21 protein-coding genes are annotated in these 22,598 nt (G+C 64.7%); 6 read left to right on the top strand and 15 right to left on the bottom strand.

Going from position 1 to position 22,598, the window contains the following annotated elements; genetic code table 11:
* Positions 1-292: 292 nt before the first annotated feature.
* Positions 293-1,762, bottom strand: coding sequence for an NCS2 family permease (locus tag ACYQ2I_RS01440; protein ID WP_460165203.1), 1,470 nt, complete (start codon positions 1,760-1,762; stop codon positions 293-295).
* Between the two features lie 267 nt (positions 1,763-2,029).
* On the opposite strand from ACYQ2I_RS01440, the gene ACYQ2I_RS01435 reads away from it, so the two are divergent.
* From ACYQ2I_RS01435 to ACYQ2I_RS01415, 5 genes are all read left to right on the top strand, one after another.
* Entirely contained in the window at positions 2,030-3,013 is a 984-nt protein-coding gene (locus tag ACYQ2I_RS01435; protein ID WP_460165202.1) for an NHL repeat-containing protein, read from the top strand.
* 19 nt (positions 3,014-3,032) lie between these two features.
* A complete protein-coding gene (locus tag ACYQ2I_RS01430) occupies positions 3,033-6,062 on the top strand; it encodes a VWA domain-containing protein (RefSeq protein WP_460165201.1) in 3,030 nt (1,009 codons plus the stop codon).
* A 62-nt stretch (positions 6,063-6,124) separates the two neighbouring features.
* Positions 6,125-7,123: an AAA family ATPase gene (locus ACYQ2I_RS01425; protein ID WP_460165200.1), complete on the top strand. Its 999-nt coding sequence runs from the start codon at positions 6,125-6,127 to the stop codon at positions 7,121-7,123.
* A 73-nt stretch (positions 7,124-7,196) separates the two neighbouring features.
* Complete coding sequence (locus ACYQ2I_RS01420; RefSeq protein ID WP_460165199.1) at positions 7,197-8,081, top strand: DUF58 domain-containing protein; 885 nt, start codon at positions 7,197-7,199, stop codon at positions 8,079-8,081.
* The gene (locus ACYQ2I_RS01415) at positions 8,081-10,054 is read left to right on the top strand and encodes a VWA domain-containing protein (RefSeq protein WP_460165198.1); all 1,974 of its coding nucleotides are present in this window, start codon (positions 8,081-8,083) and stop codon (positions 10,052-10,054) included. The genes ACYQ2I_RS01420 and ACYQ2I_RS01415 overlap by 1 nt, the downstream gene beginning before the upstream one ends.
* 44 nt (positions 10,055-10,098) lie before the next feature.
* On the opposite strand, the gene ACYQ2I_RS01410 is transcribed toward ACYQ2I_RS01415, so the two are convergent.
* On the bottom strand, positions 10,099-11,376 hold the full coding sequence (locus tag ACYQ2I_RS01410) for a PP2C family protein-serine/threonine phosphatase (protein ID WP_460165197.1): 1,278 nt from the start codon (positions 11,374-11,376) through the stop codon (positions 10,099-10,101).
* A 469-nt stretch (positions 11,377-11,845) separates the two neighbouring features.
* Between ACYQ2I_RS01410 and ACYQ2I_RS01405 the strand changes: the two genes are divergently transcribed.
* Positions 11,846-12,694: a PEGA domain-containing protein gene (locus ACYQ2I_RS01405; protein WP_460165196.1), complete on the top strand. Its 849-nt coding sequence runs from the start codon at positions 11,846-11,848 to the stop codon at positions 12,692-12,694.
* A 4-nt stretch (positions 12,695-12,698) separates the two neighbouring features.
* Here ACYQ2I_RS01405 and ACYQ2I_RS01400 read toward each other — a convergent pair whose 3' ends face one another.
* The 13 genes from ACYQ2I_RS01400 to ACYQ2I_RS01340 all read right to left on the bottom strand — a co-directional run bounded on the left by ACYQ2I_RS01400 (position 12,699) and on the right by ACYQ2I_RS01340 (position 22,597).
* Positions 12,699-13,541, bottom strand: coding sequence for a hypothetical protein (locus tag ACYQ2I_RS01400; RefSeq protein ID WP_460165195.1), 843 nt, complete (start codon positions 13,539-13,541; stop codon positions 12,699-12,701).
* Positions 13,542-13,568: 27 nt separating this feature from the next.
* Positions 13,569-14,078, bottom strand: a complete 510-nt coding sequence (locus ACYQ2I_RS01395) for a hypothetical protein (RefSeq protein ID WP_460165194.1) — start codon at positions 14,076-14,078, stop codon at positions 13,569-13,571.
* An 11-nt stretch (positions 14,079-14,089) separates the two neighbouring features.
* On the bottom strand, positions 14,090-14,488 hold the full coding sequence (locus tag ACYQ2I_RS01390; protein WP_460165193.1) for a hypothetical protein: 399 nt from the start codon (positions 14,486-14,488) through the stop codon (positions 14,090-14,092).
* Positions 14,489-14,551: 63 nt separating this feature from the next.
* A complete protein-coding gene (locus ACYQ2I_RS01385) occupies positions 14,552-15,184 on the bottom strand; it encodes a hypothetical protein (protein ID WP_460165192.1) in 633 nt (210 codons plus the stop codon).
* A gap of 13 nt (positions 15,185-15,197) precedes the next feature.
* A complete protein-coding gene (locus ACYQ2I_RS01380) occupies positions 15,198-15,410 on the bottom strand; it encodes an OTU domain-containing protein (RefSeq protein ID WP_460165191.1) in 213 nt (70 codons plus the stop codon).
* Positions 15,411-15,443: 33 nt separating this feature from the next.
* Complete coding sequence (locus tag ACYQ2I_RS01375) at positions 15,444-15,842, bottom strand: hypothetical protein (protein WP_460165190.1); 399 nt, start codon at positions 15,840-15,842, stop codon at positions 15,444-15,446.
* Between the two features lie 27 nt (positions 15,843-15,869).
* A complete protein-coding gene (locus tag ACYQ2I_RS01370) occupies positions 15,870-16,688 on the bottom strand; it encodes a LamG domain-containing protein (protein WP_460165189.1) in 819 nt (272 codons plus the stop codon).
* Between the two features lie 35 nt (positions 16,689-16,723).
* Positions 16,724-17,890 carry a phage major capsid protein gene (locus ACYQ2I_RS01365; RefSeq protein ID WP_460165188.1) on the bottom strand — a complete coding sequence of 389 codons (1,167 nt, stop codon included), beginning with the start codon at positions 17,888-17,890 and terminating at the stop codon, positions 16,724-16,726.
* Between the two features lie 56 nt (positions 17,891-17,946).
* Positions 17,947-18,408 (bottom strand): capsid cement protein, encoded by a 462-nt coding sequence (locus tag ACYQ2I_RS01360; RefSeq protein ID WP_460165187.1) that lies wholly within the window; start codon positions 18,406-18,408, stop codon positions 17,947-17,949.
* 62 nt (positions 18,409-18,470) lie between these two features.
* Complete coding sequence (locus ACYQ2I_RS01355) at positions 18,471-19,121, bottom strand: hypothetical protein (protein ID WP_460165186.1); 651 nt, start codon at positions 19,119-19,121, stop codon at positions 18,471-18,473.
* A 45-nt stretch (positions 19,122-19,166) separates the two neighbouring features.
* Positions 19,167-20,444 carry a phage portal protein gene (locus ACYQ2I_RS01350; RefSeq protein WP_460165185.1) on the bottom strand — a complete coding sequence of 426 codons (1,278 nt, stop codon included), beginning with the start codon at positions 20,442-20,444 and terminating at the stop codon, positions 19,167-19,169.
* Between the two features lie 49 nt (positions 20,445-20,493).
* Positions 20,494-22,077 carry a phage terminase large subunit family protein gene (locus ACYQ2I_RS01345; protein WP_460165184.1) on the bottom strand — a complete coding sequence of 528 codons (1,584 nt, stop codon included), beginning with the start codon at positions 22,075-22,077 and terminating at the stop codon, positions 20,494-20,496.
* A 61-nt stretch (positions 22,078-22,138) separates the two neighbouring features.
* Positions 22,139-22,597 (bottom strand): hypothetical protein, encoded by a 459-nt coding sequence (locus ACYQ2I_RS01340; protein ID WP_460165183.1) that lies wholly within the window; start codon positions 22,595-22,597, stop codon positions 22,139-22,141.
* Between the last annotated feature and the right edge of the window lies 1 nt (position 22,598).

Here is a 22,598-nt window from a genome sequence, read left to right as displayed (position 1 = left end):
GAAGGCGATGGTCGTCGATCCCGCGGACCGTGCCCGCAACCTACCGGAAGCCTTGCCCGCGGATCGCCCGGCAGACGACCTCTCCCTGTCGTTCGACGATCAAACCCTTGATCCTACTGAACGGCCGGAACCTGAGCAAGGGCAAGCCAGCCCCACAAGCTATCCATTCTATCTATACACCCTAAATTGACGCACCATCCCTTACAACGAAGCATACCCCCTTTTCGAAGGATCCATCCCCCACGGCAGGCTGATCTCGTAGGCTAGGCCGATCCCGACGCAGGCCCGCCCTTCAGCCGACTTGCGATCGCACGGCGACCAGGTACACGATCAGCAGAACGGCCAACAGGTAGCTCAGCTTGCCCACTTCTTTGCCTTGGCCGGCCAGCAGCTTCACCAGCGGGTACGAAATGAACCCCAACGCCAGGCCGTCGGCGATCGAGTACGACAGCGGGATGCCGATGATCGTCACGAAGGCGGGCACGGCCTCGGCCGCGTTCGACCATTCGATCTTCAGCACGTTCCGCATCATCATCGAGCCGACGATGAACAACGCCGGGGCGGTGATCGACGGGTAGCTGCCGACCATCTCGACCAGCGGGGCGAAAAACGGGGCCGCCAAGAACAGCACGGCGACGACGACCGCCGTCAGGCCGGTGCGTCCGCCTTGTTCCACCCCTGCGGCACTCTCGATAAAACTGGTGACCGTGCTCGTTCCGCACGAGGCGCCGACCACCGTTCCCAAGGCGTCCGAGAGCATCGCCCGGCGGGCACGCGGCAACTCGCCGTCTTGAATCAATCCCGCCTGCTCACTCACCCCCACCAGCGTGCCCAACGTGTCGAACACGTCCATGAACAAAAAGAGAAAGACGAACGGCAGCATCTGCCAGGTCAGCGCGTGTATGATGTCGAACTTGAACAAGGTCGGCGATAGCGACGGCGGGACGGATGCCACGCCCGAGGCGATCGTGAAGCGCGTCAACAGGTTCGATTCGGCGATCGCGGCCGGATCGAAAAACGCCGGAAACCGCTCGGCCGCAAGCGGCAGAACCTCGCGCAACCCCACGGCAAACAACGCCGTCGCCGTGATTCCCCAAATGATCGAGCCGGGCACGCGGCGTCCGTGCAAGCCCGCGGTAACCAGCAAGCCGAAAAAGAAGACGACTACATCCGGCATGGCGACGTGCGGGTTCATGCGGACGAGCTGGCCCGGTGCGTCGACGATCACGGTCGCACCTTGTAGACCGATGAAGGCGATGAATAGCCCGATTCCCGCCGCAATCGCGTTCCGCATGCTCGGACTGATCGCACCGAGAATCATCGTCCGCAGCCCCAACAACGAAACGATCAAGAAAAGGACGCCCGAGACGAATACCACTCCGAGGCCGATTTGCCAGGCAGCGACCGATCCGGGTTCCAGGCGACCGGCGGCGGTCGCTTGATCGATCCACGCCTGCGCGGCCGGAACCAGGCTGAGCACGAAGATGAAGTTTTCACCCATGCCCGGCGCCTGCGCGATCGGATAGTTCGCGTACAACCCCATAATCAACGTGGCGATCGCCGCCGAAAGACACGTGGCGGTCATCACGGCGCCGAAGGGCATGATATCGGCATCGGGCGAGCCGCCGAACAGGCGACCCGAGAGGACCGCCGGTTGCAAGAATACGATGTACGCCATCGTCAGGAAGGTGGTGACTCCGGCGAGGATTTCAGTCCGGACGGTGCTGCCCTGTTCGGTGATGCGAAAACGGTGATCCAGCATGGTGCAACGACTCCCGAAAGCGCGAAGAAGACTCGTCGACCGACCGAGCACGGTCGAAGGCGCATTCAAATCGTAACCCCCTTCGCTTGCACGATACAAGGGAACGCCGCATTGTGCTCGGCTCGTGACACTGGGCATCGTGCGACGGCCGAGTTAGAATCCAAGGGACTCGTCGCCGCGGTTCGATCGCCGCTTTCGATCGGTGGAACGCAGCGCACTTTTCAGCGTGTGAAGTGCCGATCGACCTCGAGAACAAGGGGGTGGTTCTTGCAACGAATCGGCGCACAAGAATACACGAACCCGTCGGCAGACGCGGCTTGCGCGGTTCGCCGGCGATTCGTCGCCGGTTTGTTGTCGGCCGTTTCGGTTCTTGCCTTGTCGGCCGGTTGCGTACCGAGCGGCAAGGTCGAACGTCCGCCCGATGCGGTATGGGGTCGCCGCGGAATCGGCGACGGTCGCCTCCAGAAGCCGCGGGGAATGGCGCTCGACGATCAGGGGCTCGTGTACATCGTCGACATGACCGCCCGCATCCAGGTTTTCGATGCCGACGGCCGTTATCTTCGCGGCTGGACCACGCCTGCCCACGAGGCGGGCAAGCCGACGGGCATTTCCATCGACCGGCAAGGGAACGTCGTCGTTCCCGACACGCATTACTTTCGAATCTTGTTCTACTCTCCCGACGGCCGGTTACTCGATACCTGGGGCGGCACCAACGGCACCGGGCCCGGCGAATTCGGTTTCGTAACCGACGTCGTCCAAGATTCGCAGGGAAACTATTACGTATCGGAATACGGCGGGCACGACCGCATCCAAAAGTTTTCCCCCCAGGGTGAATACCTGACCGAATGGGGCGGACACGGCGACGCGCCGGGACGGTTCTCGCGTCCCCAGTCGATGGCCGTCGACGAACGAGACCGCATCTGGGTCGCCGATGCCTGCAACCACCGGATCCAGGTGTTCGATACCGAGGGCAAGCTGTTGTTCCATTGGGGAACGCAGGGACATGCACCGGGCGAATTGTTTTATCCGTACGGGCTGTGCTTCGGCCCGGAAGACACTGTCTTCGTTTGCGAGTTCGGAAACCATCGCGTACAACAGTTCACGCGCGACGGCAAATGGCTTGCCGCTTGGGGCGGTCCGGGAAACGAGCCCGGGCAATTGAGCAATCCGTGGGCCGTGGCCTACGACGGCGAGGGCAATTTGTTCGTTCTCGATACGAACAATCATCGAGTACAACGGATCCGCTGGTGACAAGCGGAGCGCATCACGCATGGAATACGCGATCGCCTTCGATCGACCGATGTGGCTTTGGCTGCTGGTGCTGCTGCCGCTTTTGTGGTGGTGGTCGTGGCGACGCCTTGCACTTCTGGGGCGCTTTCGGCGGGGATTTGCGATCTTTTGGCGAACGCTCTTGTTCGCCGTGCTGGCGGCCGCCTTGGCCGAAATCCAATGGGTGCGCACCTCGGACCGCCTGACCGTCCTCTATCTGCTCGACCAGTCGGCGAGTATTCCCGCCGAAGCGCGGCAACGCATGATCGACTACGTGAACGCCGACATCGCCGCACACCGCGCCGAAGACGACCGGGTGGGCGTGATCGTGTTCGGACGGACGGCGGGCATCGAGGCCCCGCCGTTCGACGACGATCTGCGTCTTCCCGAGCGGATCGAAACGCCCGTCGATCCCGAGTTCACAAACCTCGAAGCCGCGATGCGCCTGGCCGAAGCGGCCTTCCCCGAAGATGCCGCCCGTCGGATCGTGATCGTCACCGACGGCAACGAGAACCTGGGCAACGCCGCTGAAATGGGAGAGCATCTGGCCGACGTGCCCGTGGGAATCGACGTCGTCTTGGTCGACACCCCGCCGCGCGCCGACGTGATGGTACAGCGGATCGCCGTGCCCGCAGGGTTGCGACGCGGCCGACCGTTCGATTTGCGAGTCGTCTTGGAGAACAATTCGCCCGAAGGGAAGTCGCTACCCGGTCGGTTGATCATTCGCCAGCGGACCGAAGACGAGCCGCTCGTGCTGGTCGACCAACATGTCGATGTGGCACCGGGCAAGCAGGTGTTCACCATCCGGCGGCAGTTCGATGATCCGGGCTTCTATTCGTTCGATGCCGTCTTCGTGCCCGACGACCCCGAAAGCGACGCCCTGCCGCAAAACAACCGCGCCACCGGTTTTGCGCTGGTTCGTGGTCGGGGGCGGATCTTGGTGATCGAAGACAATGTCGCCGTCGGGCGCGCGGCGAGGTTCGTCGAGGCCGTTCGCGCACTGAACATCGAGGTCGTCGTTCGACCGGCCGAACGGGCGTTCACGTCGGCGGCCGAACTGGCGGGGTTCGATGCGGTCGTCTTGTCGGACGTGCCGCGCGAGGCCCTCAGCGACATGCAAACGACCGCCCTGGTGCAAAACACGCAGCAAGGCGGATCGGGATTGATCATGTTGGGCGGGCCGAACAGTTTCGGAGCGGGCGGATGGGCCAACACCGAACTCGAACAGGCCATGCCCGTCGACTTCCAAATCGACAACCTCGAAGTCGTTCCCCGCGGTGCCTTGGCAATGGTCATGCACGCCTCGGAAATGGCCAACGGGAATTACTGGCAAGTGCGCATCGGCCAGGAAGCCATCCGAGCCTTGGGACCGCGCGACTATTGCGGCGTGATTCAGTACGGTGCGAGGGGGACGTCGTGGCTTTGGCCGGGGGGCATGCTCGAAGTCGGTCCGCGACGCCGACAGATGCTTGCCCTGGTCGGGCGAATGACCCCCGGCGACATGCCCGACTTCGACCCGGGATTGAAGCTGGCGGCCCAGGGTTTCGCCGCCCTCCCCGATGCCGCGGTCAAACACATGATCGTCATCAGCGACGGCGACCCTTCGCCGCCCACGCAGGCGGCTATCAACGCGCTGGTAAGACAAAACGTGACGGTTTCGACGGTGGCGGTGGGTACGCACGGCCCGGCGGGCAGTCGGGTACTGCAACGTCTGGCCGCCCAAACCGGCGGAAAGTACTACGCCGTCTCGAACGCTTCGGCATTGGTTCGTATTTACCAGCGCGAGTCGCGACGTGTCGCCATGCCGTTGATCTACGAACAGCCCGCGCCGTTTGCCGTCGATCGAACGGGCTCGCACGAAATCCTTTCGGGCGTGCGGATGCCGTTTTGTTCCATCTCGGGCTACGTGATGACGCGGCTGAAGGCCAACCCGCTGGTCGAAGCCCCGCTCGTCGCCTCGCAGCCGGGTAACCGCGAAAACGCGACCATTTTGGCGACCTGGCAATACGGCCTGGGGCGATCCGCGGCCTTCACCACCGATATCGGTACGCGCTGGCTCGATCCGAACCGCGAGTGGACCGAGTACGACAAGTTCTTCGGTCAATTGGTCACGTGGGCCATGCGGCCGACGAACGACACCGGCAACTACACCGTGAACACGACGATCGAAGGCCGAACACTGCATGTGACCGTCGATGCCTTGGACGCAGAAAACCGCTACATCAACTTCGCCGAGATGGTCGCTTCGGTCGTCGCGCCCGACCTCGAGGCAAGCACCTTGGTCCTCAAACAGACGGCACCGGGCCGTTACGAGGGCGAGGTGCCGCTGGGCGGGGCGGGCGACTACCTGCTGACGATCCTGCCCGACACCGAAGCCGCACCGCTGATCGCCGGAGTGACGTTGCCGTATTCCGAAGAATTTCGTTACCGACCGGCGAACGAACCGCTCTTGAAACACCTGGCCGGCATGACGCCCAAGGGCGGTTCGCCCGGCGTATTGCAGCGCGTCGATGCGTCGTTTTCGATTCTCGACGATGCCGCAACGCCCCCGGTCGATCACTATCGCCGTGATTTACCCAAGGCCCGCAGCCGGCAACCCGCCTGGCATTGGCTGTTGCTGGCGGCGGCCTGGCTGTTGCTGGCCGATGTATTCATCCGCCGTGTGCAGCTCGATCCGGTCGCAGCCGTGCAGAGGCTCGTTCGCCTCGTGCGGGCGCGTTTCGGCGGAGAAGAACCCGCTGCCGAGGTCGTCCTGCTGGAACGTCTGCGCAGCCGCAAAGAACGCGTGCGGCGCGAACTGCAAGAGCGCGCGGGCGAACGCTTCGAACCGGGGGAATTGCCGGTCGAACCCGCCGACCGTCCCTCACCGACCGCCGCGCCGAAACCGCGCCCCGAAACCGAACCCGAACAAGCGCCGTCCGACGAAGACACGTACACCCGTCGATTGCTGGAAACGAAACGTCGCGTGTGGAAGCGTCAATCGTCCGCCGCGCCGCAAGAGAAGCCGAACGAAAACGAATCGAACACGTAATCGAGCCGAACCGCGTTCGTCCGCCGGTGGAACGACGCCGTGTTCCCACGAAGGAGTAGCCCATGAGTACCGCCGAATCGATGGAACAGCAGGCCGAACGGTTTGCCGAGCGTTACGAGGCCGTCCGCGAACAAATCGCCCGCGTGATCGTGGGCCACGAAGACGTCGTCCACGGCGTGCTGACGTGCCTGTTCGTGGGAGGCCATTGTCTGCTCGAAGGCGTGCCGGGCCTGGGGAAGACGTTGTTGGTGCGAACGTTGGCCTCCGTGTTGAACCTTGATTTTTCCCGCATCCAGTTCACGCCCGACTTGATGCCCGCCGACATCCTGGGAACAAACATGGTCATGGAGGACGAGTCGGGCAAACGCTTCTTCCAGTTCCAAAAGGGGCCGATCTTCACGCAGATTTGCCTGGCCGACGAAATCAACCGTGCCACGCCGAAGACGCAATCGGCCATGCTCGAAACGATGCAAGAAGGAGCGGCGACCGCCGCGGGCACGCGCTATCCGCTCAAACAACCCTTCTTCGTGATGGCCACGCAAAACCCGATCGAACAGGAAGGCACCTATCCGCTGCCCGAGGCGCAGCTCGACCGGTTCCTGTTCAAATTGACGGTCGGTTACTCGAATCGCGCCGAGCTGACCGAGATCATCGAGCGCACCACCCGCGGCACCCAGCCCGAGCCGCAAAAGGTGATGGACGGCGACGAAATCATCGGCTGGCAGAAGGTCGTCCGCGAGGTGGTCGTCGCGCCGCACGTACAAGATTACGTGGTGCGTCTCGTGCTGGCGACGCATCCCGGCGGGGAATATGCCGCCGAGACGACCAACAAGCACGTGCGATGGGGAGCCAGTCCCCGGGCGGCTCAGGCGCTGGTCTTAGCCGCCAAGGTCAGGGCATTGTTGAACGGCCGTTACAACGTGAGCTTCGAGGATGTCCGACGCGCCGTCCTCCCCGCGATGCGGCACCGAATCATCCTCAACTTCGAGGCCCAGGCCGAAGACGTGACCACCGACCGCGTGTTGTTGGACATCCTCGAAGAAACGCCGGAGAAGCTCTGAGCTCTTCCGACACACGGGATCGCCTCGCAGGCTCGCTTCGCACGGATCCGCATTCACACGAGAACCCCCGATCATGGCTGCCGACACCGAACCGATCTTGACGCCCGACTTGCTGGCCAAGCTCGAACGCATGGAGCTGGTCAGCCGGAAGATGTTCCGCGGCCGCATGAAGGGCGAACGGCGCAGCCTTCGGCGCGGACAGGGAGTCGAGCTGGCCGACTACCGCGACTACGTTCCGGGGGACGACATTCGTTTCGTCGATTGGAATTCGTATGCCCGCCTCGATCGCTTGTTTTTGAAATTGTTCCTCGAAGAAGAGGATCTGCACGTCTATCCACTTGTCGATGCCAGCCGTTCGATGGATTTCGGCGAGCCGACGAAGTTCCAGGCCGCCCGACGACTGGCCGCGGCGTTGGGGTTCATCGGGCTGGTTCGCGGCGACCGCGTGAAGATCGCGACGCTCGGTGCGCGCGGACCGGTGCCGGTCTTCCGCGGCAGACGCAGTCTTCCGCGAATGCTGGACTATCTCGCGGGAATCACCCCGGATGAACCGGTCGTGTTGGCCGAATCGCTCAAGCGGTTCGCCGTGCGGGAATCGGGCCAAGGAATCGTGATCTTGATCTCCGACCTGTTGGACAAAGGCGGGTTCGAGTCGGCCTTGCGATACCTGTTGGCCCGCCCGTGGGATATCTACGTCGTGCACATGCTCGCCGAAGAAGATGTCGATCCCCAGTTGCAGGGCGATGTGCGGTTGGTCGACTCGGAAGACGGCGACGTGCGGGAAATCTCGGCCAACGCGGCGCTGCTGCGACGGTACCGGCGGACGGCCGAGGCGTTCATCCACGCCGTCCGCGAGTACTGCACGCGACGAAACATCGTGTACGTGCCTGCGCGAAACGACATGCCGGTCGATCGGCTCATCGGCGGCTATTTGCGACAACGAGGGCTGGTGCGCTGATGGGATTTCGCTTCTTGAACATGCTTTCGGCGTGGCAGTGGGTGCCGGCGGCGGCCGTGCCCGCGCTGATCGTGTTGCTCTACTTCCTCAAGCTGCGTCGGCGGCCGGTCGAAGTCCCCAGCACGTACTTGTGGTTCCGCATGCTCGAAGACCTGCACGTCAACGCCTTGTGGCAGCGGTTGAAAAACAACCTGCTGTTGTACCTGCAACTGGCGGCCGTGTTCTTGATGCTGCTCGCGTTGCTGCGGCCGGGTATCGATTCGGAACGACCGGTCGGCGATCGGTTCATCCTGCTGATCGACAATTCGGCCGGGATGCAGGCGACCGACGTCTCCCCCTCGCGACTGGCGGAAGCGAAGCGGCAGGCTCGGGCGTTTCTCGATTCGTTGGACGACGACGCCGTCGTGATGGTGGTGTCGTTTTCCGACGTCGCCCGCGTCGAGCAACCGTTCACCGACAACCGCCGGCGGCTCCGCGCCGCCGTGGAGCGGATCGAGCCGACGTACCGCCGGACATCGATCGACGAGGCGCTGCGGGTGGCGGCCGGGCTGGCGAACCCCGGTCGCAGTGCGTCCGACGTGACCGACTTCATGGTCGCCGAACCGCTGCCGGCGACGGTCGTCATCTTCAGCGACGGCAAGTTCGACCCGCCGGAAGATTTTCGGCTGGGAAACCTGACGCCCGTCTATCGCGTGATCGGAACCGACTCGCCGGTCAATATCGGCATTACCGCCTTTTCGCTCGAACCGGCCATGGACGAGCCGGGCACCTACGAGGTGCTGACCCGCGTGCGGAACTTCGGCAAGCAGGACGCAAACGTCGAACTCGAATTGCGGCTCGACGGCGAATTGATCGACGCCGCGCGAACCCTCGTCCCCGCCGAAAAGGAATCCGGCGTCACATTTCGGGCGACGACCGAATCGGGGGTTCTCGAACTGCGCGCGAACACCGGCGACCAGTACCCCGTCGACGACGTGGCCTATGCGGTCGTCCGCCCGCCGCGCCGCATTCGTGTGTTGCTGTTCACGCCGGGAAACGAGCCGCTGACGACCGCCTTGAGCACGTCGGCCATCCGACGATACGTCGACGTGCAGGTCGAATTTCCGCAAGTGTTGCAAGATGCCGAGGCCTACGCCGCATTGCGTCCCGACGAGGCCGATTTGATCATCTTCGATCGCTGCGCACCGCCGGTGATGCCGCAGACGAATACGTGGTTTTGGGGCGCGTTGCCGCCCGACGGCCGCTGGCAGACGGAATCGCCCGTCGAGCTGCCGCAAGTCGTCGATATCGACTCGCAACATCCCGCTTCCGGCGGCTTGCAATTGGATGATGTCTTGATCGTCGCGGCGACACCGCTGAAGCCGCCGCCGGGTGCGACGGTCTTGGTCGACAGCGACCGCGGGCCCCTGATCGCTGCGGCACCGCGCGACGCCTACGAAGATTGCGTGGTCGCCTTCCCGCTGCTTGACGACGCACCCGAAGGCTCACAACCGATCACGAACTGGTGGTTGCGCCCCAGCTTCCCCGTGTTCGTTCACGCCGCGGTGGAATACTTCGGGCGGCTGACCGTTCGCGGCGGCTCGCAGCTTGTGCGCACCGGCGAAGCGGTCGTGCTGCCGCTTCCGCAGGAAATCGACTCGGCCGTGGTGACGCTGCCCGACGGAACGCAGCGCGAGATCGACGTCCGCGACGGTTCGACGCTTCGGTTTCAAGAGACGGATCTTCCGGGCGTGTACACCGTGCGGGCATCGCGCGGCGACGCCGAGGCGGCCCGCTTCGCCGTCAACGCGATCGACGAGGCCGAAAGCGACATCGCCGTCCGCGAGTCGCTCGACATCGGATACGAAACGGTCGAGGGACGCTCGGGCGTCGAAACCCAACGACGCGAATTCTGGAAATGGCTCGTGGTGTGCTGCCTGATTGCCTTGGGCGTCGAGTGGATCGTCTACGGCCGTCGCGTATCGCCGGTGTAGATAGGCGGGACGACAAGCGGTCGCCGATACCGGTTCTCGGCGGATCAAAAGATCGTTTCCGTGCGTTCGCGCCGACCTTTCAACTGACGCATCAAGTCGGAGATCGCGCGGCAATATTCGGCGATCGCGGTTGCGAAGTTGCCTTCGGAAAACGCCTTTCCGCCGGCCTCATCGTGGGCATCGAAGCGAGACCAGTCGATCTCCCAGTTTTCTTCGACTGCCGCGCGACGCAAGTCGCGCATGACGCCCTGAAGATTGCGAACCAGGTCTTCACCGGGCCGACATTCGGCGGCCGTGTACGGTCCTTTGCCCAAGCGGCGCAGGCCGAAGGTCGATCCGTGGACGTGTTCACGGAAGCTCGACAACACGGCCAGCCCCACGGCGACGACCAGGCACGCCAGCGCCGCAAAGGGATACGGTTCCAGATACAAGAAACCGGCCGCGATCACCAGGACCAACGCGATCGCCCAGCCGAGCAGGCGTCGCAGCGACATGCGTCGGCCGGTCGGAGGGGCGGGCTGCGACTTGTCCTCGTGGGCCTGCTGCGGACCGAGCACCTGGACGACGATCACCGTGATGTTGTCGGGGCCGCCGCGGAGGTTCGCCAAATCGACGAGCGCCTCGACGGCTTCTTCCGGCGGCAGCGCGCCGAGGATTTGTCCCAGCTCGGCATCGTCGAACTGGTTCGAAAGACCGTCGCTGCACAACAAGAAGATGTCGCCCGCCTGGATCGGAAACGGCCCTTCCAGGTCGACCTGGACGTCGGGGTTCGGTCCCAGCGAGCGGGTGATGACGTTCTTGGGGATGAAGTCGGGCACCTTCCCGTCGGGAAACTGGTTCGCCGCCCGCAACTCCCACACCATGCTGTGATCGAACGTCAATTGCTCGATCTTGTGGTTGCGGTACCGGTACACGCGACTGTCGCCGACCTGGGCGATCACGGCCCCTTGCGGCAAGACGGCCAGGGCGCTGATGGTCGTCCCCATGCCGCGAAAATCGTCGCTGGTTTGGCCCTTGGTGTGGATCTTGGTGTTCGCCTCGCGGACGGCGGCAAGGAGGGCTTCCGGCGGCGAGAGATCCTTGAGCTTGCGGTACGCCAAGGCGACCGAGTCGGTGGCGATCTTGCTGGCCAACTCGCCCGCGGCGTGCGCGCCCATCCCATCGGCGACGACAAACAGATGGCCCCGTTGCTCGAAGGCCTGTTGGCCGGGTGCGATGTCGACGGCGTACGAATCCTGGTTGTTCGATCGGCGCAGACCGACATCGGTTCGCGCAGCGACCTTCAAACAGTGGGCCCAAATGTGCTCCAGTGAGTCGGCCATCGTCCCGGCATTCGCCGCAGGGGTGCCTCAGCTTCGAGAGCCGGTTCGTATCCGCGCTCGGCACGCGTACTCGAATCGCTCGCGTGACGACTCCTCCCCCCGAGGCTGAGAACTTTCCTCGTTTTTTCAGGCTTCCTATTCTTCCAGAATAGCGTTCACCTCCCATTGTACCGTTGGCCGATGGGGGATACCACGTCGATCGAACGGGCGGGAAGTCGGGCATTTGTCGGGTCAAGCGGTCGTTCGCCGCCGACAAAGCCGGCGGAGTATACCGACACCGCCGGATCGTGCGAAGACCGGTTCGACCGAATTTCGCTCTGGCGGGAGAAACCCGGCCTCGCTATACTCCCGCGACGCCCGAACCGGGCCTCCTGCCCGTCAAAGGCTTCGCGCCCGCTTCGGACGAAAAGAGCTCGTCCTCATCGAAACCTCGACGGCCTCGCCGCCGGACAAGAATCATCGCCCGTTCATGGACGCTGCACACACCACCGATCACACGCACCGCACGATTGCCTTTCGTCGCCGTCTGGCGGCGGGACTGCTGATCGCACTGGTTCTGACCGGCTGCGTACGGCGTCGGATGCTTATCCGCAGCAATCCGCCGGGCGCGATGGTGTACGTCGACGATTACCAGATCGGCACGACGCCCGTCGCCCACGACTTCACCTACTACGGCACGCGCAAGATCAAGCTCGTCAAGGACGGCTACCAGACACTGACGGTGTATCAGAACATTCCGGCGCCGTGGTACGAGGTGCCGGGTATCGACTTCTTTGCCGAAAACCTCGTGCCGCAAACGATCTACGATCGGCACACGCTGGAATATCAATTGACGCCGCAGCTCGTCACGCCGACGGACGCCCTGTTGGATCGGGGAGAGACGTTGCGGCAAAGTACGTATCAAACGTCGGGTTCGTTGGGGATGCCCTCGCCGGTGGAACCGATTCCGGCGACCGATTCCGGCCCGGCTTCGCGCGGGGCCCCGCTGGAGAATCTTCCCGCCCCGCCGAGTTCTCTGCCGCCTTCGGCACCGGCGGGACCGACGATCGCGCCTCCCGCGTCGAACGCGCCGGGAACGATGCCGAACGTTCCGGCTTCGCCCACCCCGGCACCGCAAGCGGTTCCCGCCCCGTGGACGCTGCCGCCCGCTGCCGCCGCGCCGCCGCAAAGCACGGCCCCCATTGCACCGAGCGTCCCGGCGCCGGCGTATCCCTCGACGCCGAGCGCCGAAGGTTACGGCCCGGCCTTGGGACAGCCGAACGCCGGAAGCGCGTATCCCAGCGGCACGGCCCCGATGTTGCGGGCACCGCGGCGATGAACATTTACGGCTCGGGCGCGAACAAGGCCGAGAAATCGCCCGCCTCGTAGAACGGGCCGGCGTCGTTTCGCAACTCGACCCAACCGGGCGGGTCGGCCCGATAGACGTAATTCCAGCCCCACACTTGCCCGCCTTGCTTGATCGCCCGCTCGCGAAACAGGTAGTCGATCTCCCAGCAAAACGACGAGGCCCCCTCTTCGAACGAGCCGCGGTACAGCTTGTTCGCCGTCGCACCTGCGAACAGTAAGGTGCCCGGCGTGCAGCCGAGGAACTCCGAGGCGTTTACCTTGCCTTGCAACGCGCGGATCGCCGTCCAGGGCGGATCGACCACCTGCCGCCAGGTGAGACGATGGTCGGTCGTCGGCACGATGCGCATCCAGGGTGCGTCGCCGGGAAGCGGTTCGCCGGGGCGATCGGCGGCGTACCAACCGGCGCGATCGACCGCCATCGTCTCGGTCGTGCATTCCATGCGATACGTGATGTGCGTGCCGTCCGGCGGCGCCGGACCGTCGTGCCGATCCTGCGGCAAGATCGTGCGATACTCGACGATCGCCTTTGCAAAGCTGCCGCTGTAATCATTCAGCTCCGAGGTCGCATCGAGCAGTTCTTGCGGACGCAGCGTTTCGGGTTCGACGGGCTCGAAGCGAACGGCTACCGCGAACACACCCGATGTGCCCGGATAGGGCGACCAGGGACGGCCGGTCACGCCGTCGGCGCTGCCCAACAACTCGGCCGCAAACGCGCGGCGATCCTCCCAGCGAACCAAGAACGTACGCCGCGCGCGAAACCCGTTCAGGGTGTATTCTTCGCGCGGCGAACCGGCCAACTCGGTAAACGGAACACTCACGGAAGGCAGCTCCTTGTGCCGTTGCGATCAGGCGCGAACGCCCGACAAAACCAGGTCGTAAGTGACATCACCGCCGTAGGCTTCCACCCGCAGCAGATGGTGCGGGGCCTCGACGGGCCACCCTTCGTTCACCTGCCCCCACAACAACGGCGATCCCGGGGCGACGATCAACGTTTGCGAGGGATCGGCCGCCGGTCCCAACCAGGGCGACGGCTCCGCGCCGGAAAGATACAGATCGCCGGTGCTTTCGCCGCGATTGACCAGCAACACGGCCCGCACCGAAGTGAAGGCGAATCGCAGTTCGCCGCCCAACACGGCAAACGGCAAGTCGGTCAAGTCCCACACGTCGCTTTCGCCCGCGGCGAGCGACCTGCCCAGTTGCCGCCACAACAAATCGGTGCAACCGGGGTCGGTTCCGGCGGCAAAATTGAAGCGAAAGGGAACCGTGCCCGAATCGGCCGTCGCGCCCGCATCGCTCGAGTCGCGCCATTGCCAGCCGACGGCCGCCTGAACGAAGCTTTTCAGTTCGAGGGTCATGTTCGCATCCTTTACGTTTCACTTTCGACGACCAGGGCCGCCAGATCGGTTTCGGCCCGCCAGGTACCGTCTTTGGCGCGGGCTGCATGCCGCCGGCGTTCATACAGTCGCACCACGCGCATTCCTTCGCCCAGGTCGAATTCCTTGCCGTGAAACGATCGCACGGCGCGATCGAGAAGATCGAGCGCCTCGTCGCATCGTGCCGCATCGATGCGGATGCGGAGGACGACGCGTTCGGCGCAGCGAAACGTATTGTCGAGCCACGCCCGGGCGCGGCGACGCACCTGGACGACCGCCCGCGGCAATTCGCGCACATGTCCCCAACCGGTCGTCACCCGCTCGACCGGCAGCGCCTCGGCCAAGAGCGGATCAGCCGCCCATTGCGTGTGAATCAGTTCTTCCAATCGCACGAACGAAGCTCCTCGCGGTCGAAGATTTCGAAACGTTTGGTTGCGCAAACACCGGCTCGAAGATTACGTCTCGGGGACGACGATCACCGTCGCCGGTGTGCCGGGGACGACCGGCCCGCCGAGAGAAATCACCCGAAATACGCTCCCGCCTCGATCGCGCAGGCGCAAACGCGCGGCATCGTTCGGGTCGGGCTGCCAGTCGAGTTGCACGGTGTACTTGCCCGCGTCGAACGGCGAGTCGTTACGGCGAAACTCGACGAACCGTGCGCGAACACCGGGTACCAGCAACCGCCACACGAGCTGTTCGGCCCCGGCGGTATCCCTCGAAAATTCCGCCCGGTCGACGTCCACCCGATCGGTCAGACCGAACACGGCGGCCGTGTCGCGGGCGAGCACGCGCCAACACCCCGTGTGCGTGCGTGAAATTTCGAGCACGCTCCAACGCGTGCCCCGACCATCGACGAGAACGTCGCCCGGTGCGACGCCGACGCTCGCGACCGGTTCGGCAGGCACAAGCCACACGGCCTCACCGGCCGGATTCGCTTCGTCGGTTCGACCGCGGCGTTCGGGTAACAGGCGATGCCGCGCCCCCGAGACGACCACGCCGGGAACTCTTCCCCGCGGCCGCCATTCGATCGTCTCCAGCCCGTCGACCACCAGGGCGAAATCGTCTTCGCACGACCACTCGATCGTCATGAGGCGGTTCCTTTCACGTGATGCCGCGAGAAACGATCTGCACCGGGTCGGCCTCGGCCAATCGGCGATCGCACCAATCGACCACGGCCGTCATGCGGTTCAGGTACTCGCTCCACGACACCTGCTGTCCGTCGATCGTGTAGCTGGGCTTGGGGTTTTCGGTCAGTCGCCGCAGGATTTCCAAGGCCTGCGAGCGGATCGTCTTCACGGTTTCCAGGTCGTTCACGAACGGTCTCCTTGGTGCTTCGATGTCGAACGGTTACAACGCGCGCAGGCGAAAGCGAAGGATGATCGGCGTTCCCGAAACGGTCGTCAGCCGGTAGGTCACGCGGTAGTCCGCTTCGGGCACGGGGAACGGATCGCCCGCGGCCGTGGGAATTGCGTGCCGAAAGTTGTACCCCTGCGCATCGAGTTCCCACCGGGCATCGACTTGTAACGTATCGAAAAGCACATCGCCGGGCGCCAGCGGGACATGATCGTGCCCCGATACCGTCTCGGCGGCGAAGGGATCGGCCGGCTGCAACCGCTCGATCGTGTACTCGGCGGCGACCACCCGGGCCGGATCGAGCGGCTCGGCGTCCTCGCCCAACACCCTCGCCAACAATTGACAGCTTCCCTCGGCGAAGACGACGCCGGGAAACTCGCGTGCTTGTTGCATGGTCGGTCCTCGTGAAAACCTTCGTCGTCAGGTGCGCGCCGCGCCTGCTTGGGCGGTCGGCGTAAACGCCCCGCCGTCGCGTGCTCCCGGCAGAAATGCGCCGCCGGCTCGTGCCCCGGCAATGAACGCGGCGCCGATCGTGCCGTGCTCGACGGTCGCGGGCAACGAGGGTTCGTCGGCCCCTTCGTGCGGCACCAGCCCCGCCGGATGCGGAATCCACGTGGGCGAACCGATCGGCGTCAACACGTACCGGCCCGAGGCAACGTCGGAATCGTTTTGCGGATAGGTTCCGCCGAAGGGCCAATAGGCGGCGAGGGCGTCACGTCGAATCGCAAGCGGCGAGGTCCCCGCGGCCAAGGCGGCGATCTCCCCCGCGTCGAGCGCGGCCGTCCATACGGCGGCCTCGGCGACGCCGCCGGGAAAGAAGACGGTCGGCGATCCCAACCGCTGCCACGCGCCGACGGTGATCGTATCGACGCCCGAAGGCACCAGGTTCGTCGTTTCCGTCGTACCCGGCGTACCGTCGAGGTACACCCGCCGCGCCGCATGACTTGAAAACACGCCCGCAACATGATGCCAGCGACTCGCCGTACAGGAACCGGTCGAGGGGGCGACGGCAAAGGTTCCTCCGGCGCAGGCGACCGCAGCGGCGCGGGCACCGTCGGGGCCGCGGACTTGAAGAAACCAGCCGTTGCTTTCACCCGCGGCACGGCAAAGCCCGAGCACGTCGCCGTACACGTCCAGTCGCTCGGCAAACACCCAGGCCGCCAGCGTGAGCGGTACGGTCGTCGCGGGACTTTCTCCGCGTGTGAGGTATTGCGTCTGCCCGTCGAAGTGTCGTGCCATCGCCCTGCCTCGTCATCGGTTCCGTGAGTGCGTCGTCAGGCGGTGCAACGGACGACGTACCGCGGATCGAGTACCGCGGGCGCGCCGCGCTCGCCGGCCTTGAAGCGAACGACGATGTCCTGCGTGAAGTCGGCTTCACTGCCGGGCAGGCTGCGCGTGACGGTGATCGGCCAGTTTTCCATGTAAGCGAACGCGCGGCGGAAATCGCCCAAGAACCACCACTTCGCCGCTTCCTCGGCCGAGACACCCGAAGCCGTCGCCCGCTGTACCAGCAAACGACTGTCGAACACGCGGTAATCGGCCAGCGGATTCGGCGCGCTGACGGCGGTGGGCGAACCGCTCGCCTGGAAGGTGATTTGCGTCGCCGCGAACACCCGCCGTGCCGCATGCCGCATGGTCGAAGGAACCAACACCGTGTTCGGCCGGATGACGATCGGATCGCCCGTCGTCGGATCGATCATTTCGGCGAACAGGCGTTCGGCACGATCGACGTTGGTCCAGTCGACCAGCTCGTTGCCCGAGAGGGCGTTCACCCAAGGGCCGCCGTCGCTTTCGGCATAGTAGGTGTCGTACTCGATGCCGTTGTGTTTGTAGCAGCGGACGGCGCCGATGATGCAATCGAGGATGCGTTTTTCTTTTTGCAGGCCGAGGATTTCACCCACCTGAGCCGCCCGTTGCAACACGACGTGCGTGCGATCGAAGAAGATGGCCTCGCGCGTGACGGGCACGATCAGCCCGTGCTTGGTCGTGTGCGGCGTTTCGATGTAGTCTTCGCCGAAGCCGACGTGCGGATAGGGCATGCCGGGATGGACTTCGAGGTTCGTTTCGGCGATGCGTCCCGCCCCGGGAATGCGTTCCCCGTCCAACCGAGTCGGCACGGTCGCCACCAAGCGCGAGGCGACGAAGGCCTCGCTCCGATAGGCTTCGAGGATCTTCGCCGAGACGATCGCCCCGGTCACGTTCAAGAAGGCGGTTGCGTCGATGCCGTCTCCGGCTTCCAGCAGCACGTGTCCCTGTGCCTGCGGATCGAGCGAGCGAACCCACTCGGTGCCGCCGGGGACGAGCGTTTCCGCCAGGCGGCGAAGGCTGAAGTCTTCGGGTTTCAGATGGCCTTCCTCGAGCGCTTCGCGCAGGTGCCGCACGGTCGCCGAGGCGCCGTCGAGTTCGAGCCGGCGTTTGAGTTCCGCGTAACGAATGGTCATGTGGGTCTCCTTCTGCTTGCCGATGACTGAAACGACTTCGGTTGCCGCTCAGGCCGTTACACGCCGCCGTGCATGACCGTGGAGCACACGGCGACGTAAACGCTGCTTTCGGGCGACGGTGCCCGCCGTGCCGCCCGCCCCAGGGCAAAGCGGGCCTCGGTCACTTTGTCGACTTGCTGCGGACAGAGCGTGACGCCGTCGGCCGATTCGTCGACGCCGACCAGGTCGCCCAACTCGAACGTGCCCGGCGGACATTCGAACTCGAACACGCCGCGCGTGGCCACGCGCACCGGGCGATCACATCCGGCCGGGCTGCGTTGCATCGCCACGCCCAAGAATCGTCCCGCGAAGAACTCTTGATTGGCTTGCTCGGTACCCTGGTCGGGCACGTACGAGGCCGGCTTGGCGTCGTCGCCGTCCAGGAACAGCAAGTCGCCGATCTCGATCACCGTGTCGGCATCGACCGCCGCCACGACCGGGTCCGTATCGCCGTAACGCCACCGCATTCGATCGACCATCCCATCCTCCTCTCGGCTTGCGAAAAAACAGCTTCAGGGTTTCTTTCCTGCACACGGCTTGGTCATTGCCTGAGCAATTTGGCCAAGCTGCGTCCGTCGCGTACGATCGCCGCCTGCGAAAGGGGATCGCGCGATTGCGGCGCGTTTTCCGATAGCCGTGCGACCTTCGCTTCGAGGTTCTCCAAGCGTTGCCGCAGCGTCTTCGGATCGAACGCTTCCTGCCGTGCAGCGTGTTCGAACAGGCCGTCCGTCGTCGCCGGATCGGCCACCAGGTCGACGCTGAGCACCTGTTCGATCGCTTCGACCTCGACCGTTTCACCCTTGCGCCGTACGACGGCGCTCACATGGTGCGAAAGCCCGACGTTTTCGGGTGCGTGTTCGGCATCCCAGGCGAGTTGCGCGGCCACAGGGTGCTTGGGATTGAAGTGCAAGTCGCCGAACAGGCCTTCTTCTTCGACGAACCTCACGTTGCGGATGCGGCCCAGTCGATCGCGGTAATCGCGGGCGGCGCGGTGCGGGTCCGCGGGATGGTTCACGTTCACCTTGGCTTCTTCGTACAGCGCGACCGCACGGCGCAGGGCGTCGGCCCGGTAGATGCGTCCGTTGCGGGACCGCAGGCCCAGGATCTTCACCCCGCGGATGACGCCCGATTCGGCATCGACGGCCGGCGCGTTCCCCCGCCAGGGCGCGTACTCCACGATTCGTTCCGGCATGGTTCACCTCCTTCGAGAAAGACAAAGAAACCGGCGGTCGGCGATTCATGTGCGAGACACACCCGCCCGGGCGGCCATCGTCTCCGGCGACATCGCCCCCAACCGCACGAGAAGCGCATCGGCTTGCACCTCTTTGAGCCGGTCGCGGACGACCAACCCCGGCGGATGGGCCTGCACGGTGAATGCCTCGCGGAAATCGGCGGGCAGCTCCCCCGCCGCGGCCGCCGCCTGAAACGCCGCATCGAAAAGGACGAGATCGTCTTCGATCATCGCCTGTTGTAAGCGGGCGAACATCTTCACCGCCGGGCCTTCGGCCACCAGGGTCGAGGCGTAGTTTGCATTGCCGGCATCGCTGGTGAGCATGTACTCGGGCATTACCAACCGGCTGGCGATCGCCCGCAGCTCGGCCTGTAGCAAGGTCACGTACTTTCCCGCGTCGATCGCGGCGACGGGGAACTCGTAGTCGATGCCCGCGGTCGCATCGAGAATCGTACCCGGCGGAAACCGCTCGACCGAAGTCGCCGCCGGTGCGCCCGACGGATCGGCCTGCGCGGCGACGAATCGCTCGACCTCGGCGCGGTCGCGCCGGGCGTGTTTGCGGATGAGGGCCACCGCCGACTGGATGCCCGCCACCACGCTCATGTTCCGCAGCAACTTCTCCGCCCGCTTCAGGTTCTTGCGGACGGGGTAAAACAGCGACAGCCCGCGCTTCACGTTTGCGTCGACGTTCGCCTTGCGGTGCTGGATGCACGCCCCGGGAACACGGCGGCCGTCGATCCAATAGGCGAGGACCGTTTCCACGTCGTGCGAATCGCATTCGATGCCGAAACTCGCCCGCGAACCGCGATCCGCCGGCTCGCTCACTTGTTCGGGATCGACGAACCGCAGCCGCAACAAACCGTCGCCGGTATCGAACAGCCGCACGAACACTTCGCCGTCGCGATCCAACCGTCGCTGCATTTCGCTTTGCCTGCGGTGCCAGCGGTTTTCGCGCAGGAATCGCTCCAATACCGACTCGGCGCGGCGGATCACGTCGTCCGGCACGCTTTCATCACGGGGAACGACACGGTACGTGTGGCCGCTTCCTACCACGTAGCTGATGCGGTTCTCGATCGCGCACAGGGCGAATTCGTTTTCGCAGGCCAGGCGGCGACACTCGTTCCGCAAGGCCGTCAGCTCGGCCTCGGTCGAAAAGGGAATCGCAGCCTGCGGCGTCGCGCAGGCGGGTAGCCACGATTCGCCGTCGTCGTTCCACGGATCGTCGAAGCATGCCTGCACGTCGTCGAGCAAGCGTCGCAGCAGCGTATTCGGTCGGTCGATCATCGATCACCTCGCAAGTTACGGGAAGGGCAACGTCGGTCGATGGACGCATTCATGCGACGCGGAGGACGCCTCCGGCCCGCTCGCCGGGCACAGGCGAAGCGAGCGCATCGAGCAACCGCACGGCCATCTCCAAGGCGTCGGGACCGTCGTCGTGGTCGGCCGTGGGAAAGGCCCGCAACTGCTCGACCAACAACCGTGTTCCCGGCGACACTGCAAAGCGGAGCCGATCGCGCGCCAGCAAGGGCCCCAATCGTCGAATCCGCACGCGCTTGTCGACATGATTGCGGATCAGCCAGGGCGAAACGCCCCATTGCCCGCGGCGGGTCAGCTCCGCTTGCAGCGGTTCGGCCAACAATTCTTGGAATTGGTTCGCCTCGATTCCCAGGGCATGCGGCCGGATGCGTCCGCACCAGGCCGTCGTATCGTGGACCAGGTGATCGACCGACCGCCGGGCCAGGTCGGCATCGACGTAGATGCGTCCCTCGTCGGCGATTGCGATCACGATCGCCGAATAATCGCCCGTGCGGGCGTCGCCCCCTTTGCTGGGATCGACGGCGATCACGCGCACGCCCTCCTCGGGAAGCGACTTGCACCAGATGCGATCGGTGAAGTACTCGTCGGGCCACTCGCAGGCCTCGGGCGAAGCGGGCTGATTCTGCTTTTCGCGGGCGAAGGCGGCCGGTCCCATTTCGGCGGCCAGACACATGAGCGTGTACAAGTCTTCCCGCTCGGGCCACAACACTTCGGCCCCGCGTTCCATCTCGACCCGGTGCCGTGCGAAAAAACGTTTCGCTTTCTCGGCGGCGCGGGGATCGTCGGCATCGGTATAGATTTCGCGCCACCGCGCCCAAAGGTGCTGCGCCTCGGGTTCGCGGATCAACGCGCGGAAGGTTTCACTGTGCCAGCCGGGCGTACGGGTGAGCTCCACGCCCAACGCTTGATGGTGCAGTGCGGTCGCCAGGTGGACGATGTTCGTTTCGGGCGTGCCTGCGGCGACCAGCGAGCCGAAGAACCAATCCCGCGATTTCGCCCGCAACCGCGGCGACAGCATATGCTCGTCGTTTTGCACGTCGTCGGCGATGATCAACGTCGGTCGGTGGCGTAGGCGTCGTTTGCCGCGAATGCGTTGTCCCGTGCCGTAGGCTTCGATCGTGCGTCCGGCCAGCGCGATCCGCGCGCCCGTCGCCCGCATCGTGTCGATCAGGTCGCCGTAAACCGCCCGCAACGACGTGTTGTTTTCCAGCTCGCTTCGAATCGTTTCCAAGTGCGCGCGGGCCTGGTGCTGCGTGTCGGAAACCAGCCACACGTAGGGCTCGCCGTGTTCGAGCGTCGCCCAAAGGGGATAGGCGAACGAGGCGACCGTCGACTTCGCCGACCCGCGCGGCCCCAGTACGTTCAAACGTGCACCGCGCCGATACGTCGCCCGCTCGAGCAAGGCGGCCAGGCGGTGATGCATCTTCGACGGCGGCAGCCGAAAATACTCGGGCAGAAAGCGCATCGCCCAATCGAGCAATCCCTCGCGCTCGGCCGTCGAACGGCGTCGGGCCTGCGCGTGCCGTCGCACCAACTGGGCGAAGAAGTACGCCGCCAGCTTCTCGTCGAAATCGGTCGCGTCGAGTGATAGATCGTCCACCGAAATTGCCCCTTTGCACGTGACACTCGATTCGGTTCCCGCGCACCGCCTGTCGCCGAAATCAGGACGCCTTGGGCCCCTTTGTCTTCTTACCGGTGCGGCCGTTCAGCTTCGCCAAGCGTTTGAGGATCTTCTTGCGGTACTTGGGCACGGGGACCTCTTCGACGATGATGCGGGCGAATTCGCCCAACAATTCACGGACCTCGTCGATCGTGACGGTGTCGGCCTTGCGGGGCGCGAACTGTTGCGGGCAAAGGCGTTCCAACGCCCAGGCGGCCGCCCGCCAATACTGCTCTTTGCGCGCCGCGGCGGCGATGTTCCGCATGAACATGATCTGGGCCTTCGTCTCGGCCTTCCGCAGTTCGGCGGCAAACTGCGGATCGCGTTGCGCGGTACGGCTGATGGTCGAAGGCGCGCAGCCCACGTATTTCGCCGCCGTCCGCCGACTGCATCCCACGCCCACGATCGCCAAGATTTCGCGCTTGGCGAACTCGTCGAGCCCCCGGTTGCCCGCCGCCATG

This window comes from Thermostilla marina (assembly GCF_054657455.1).
Note: the sequence above shows the minus strand (reverse complement) of the source record. Positions and strands in the feature narration are given on the sequence as shown.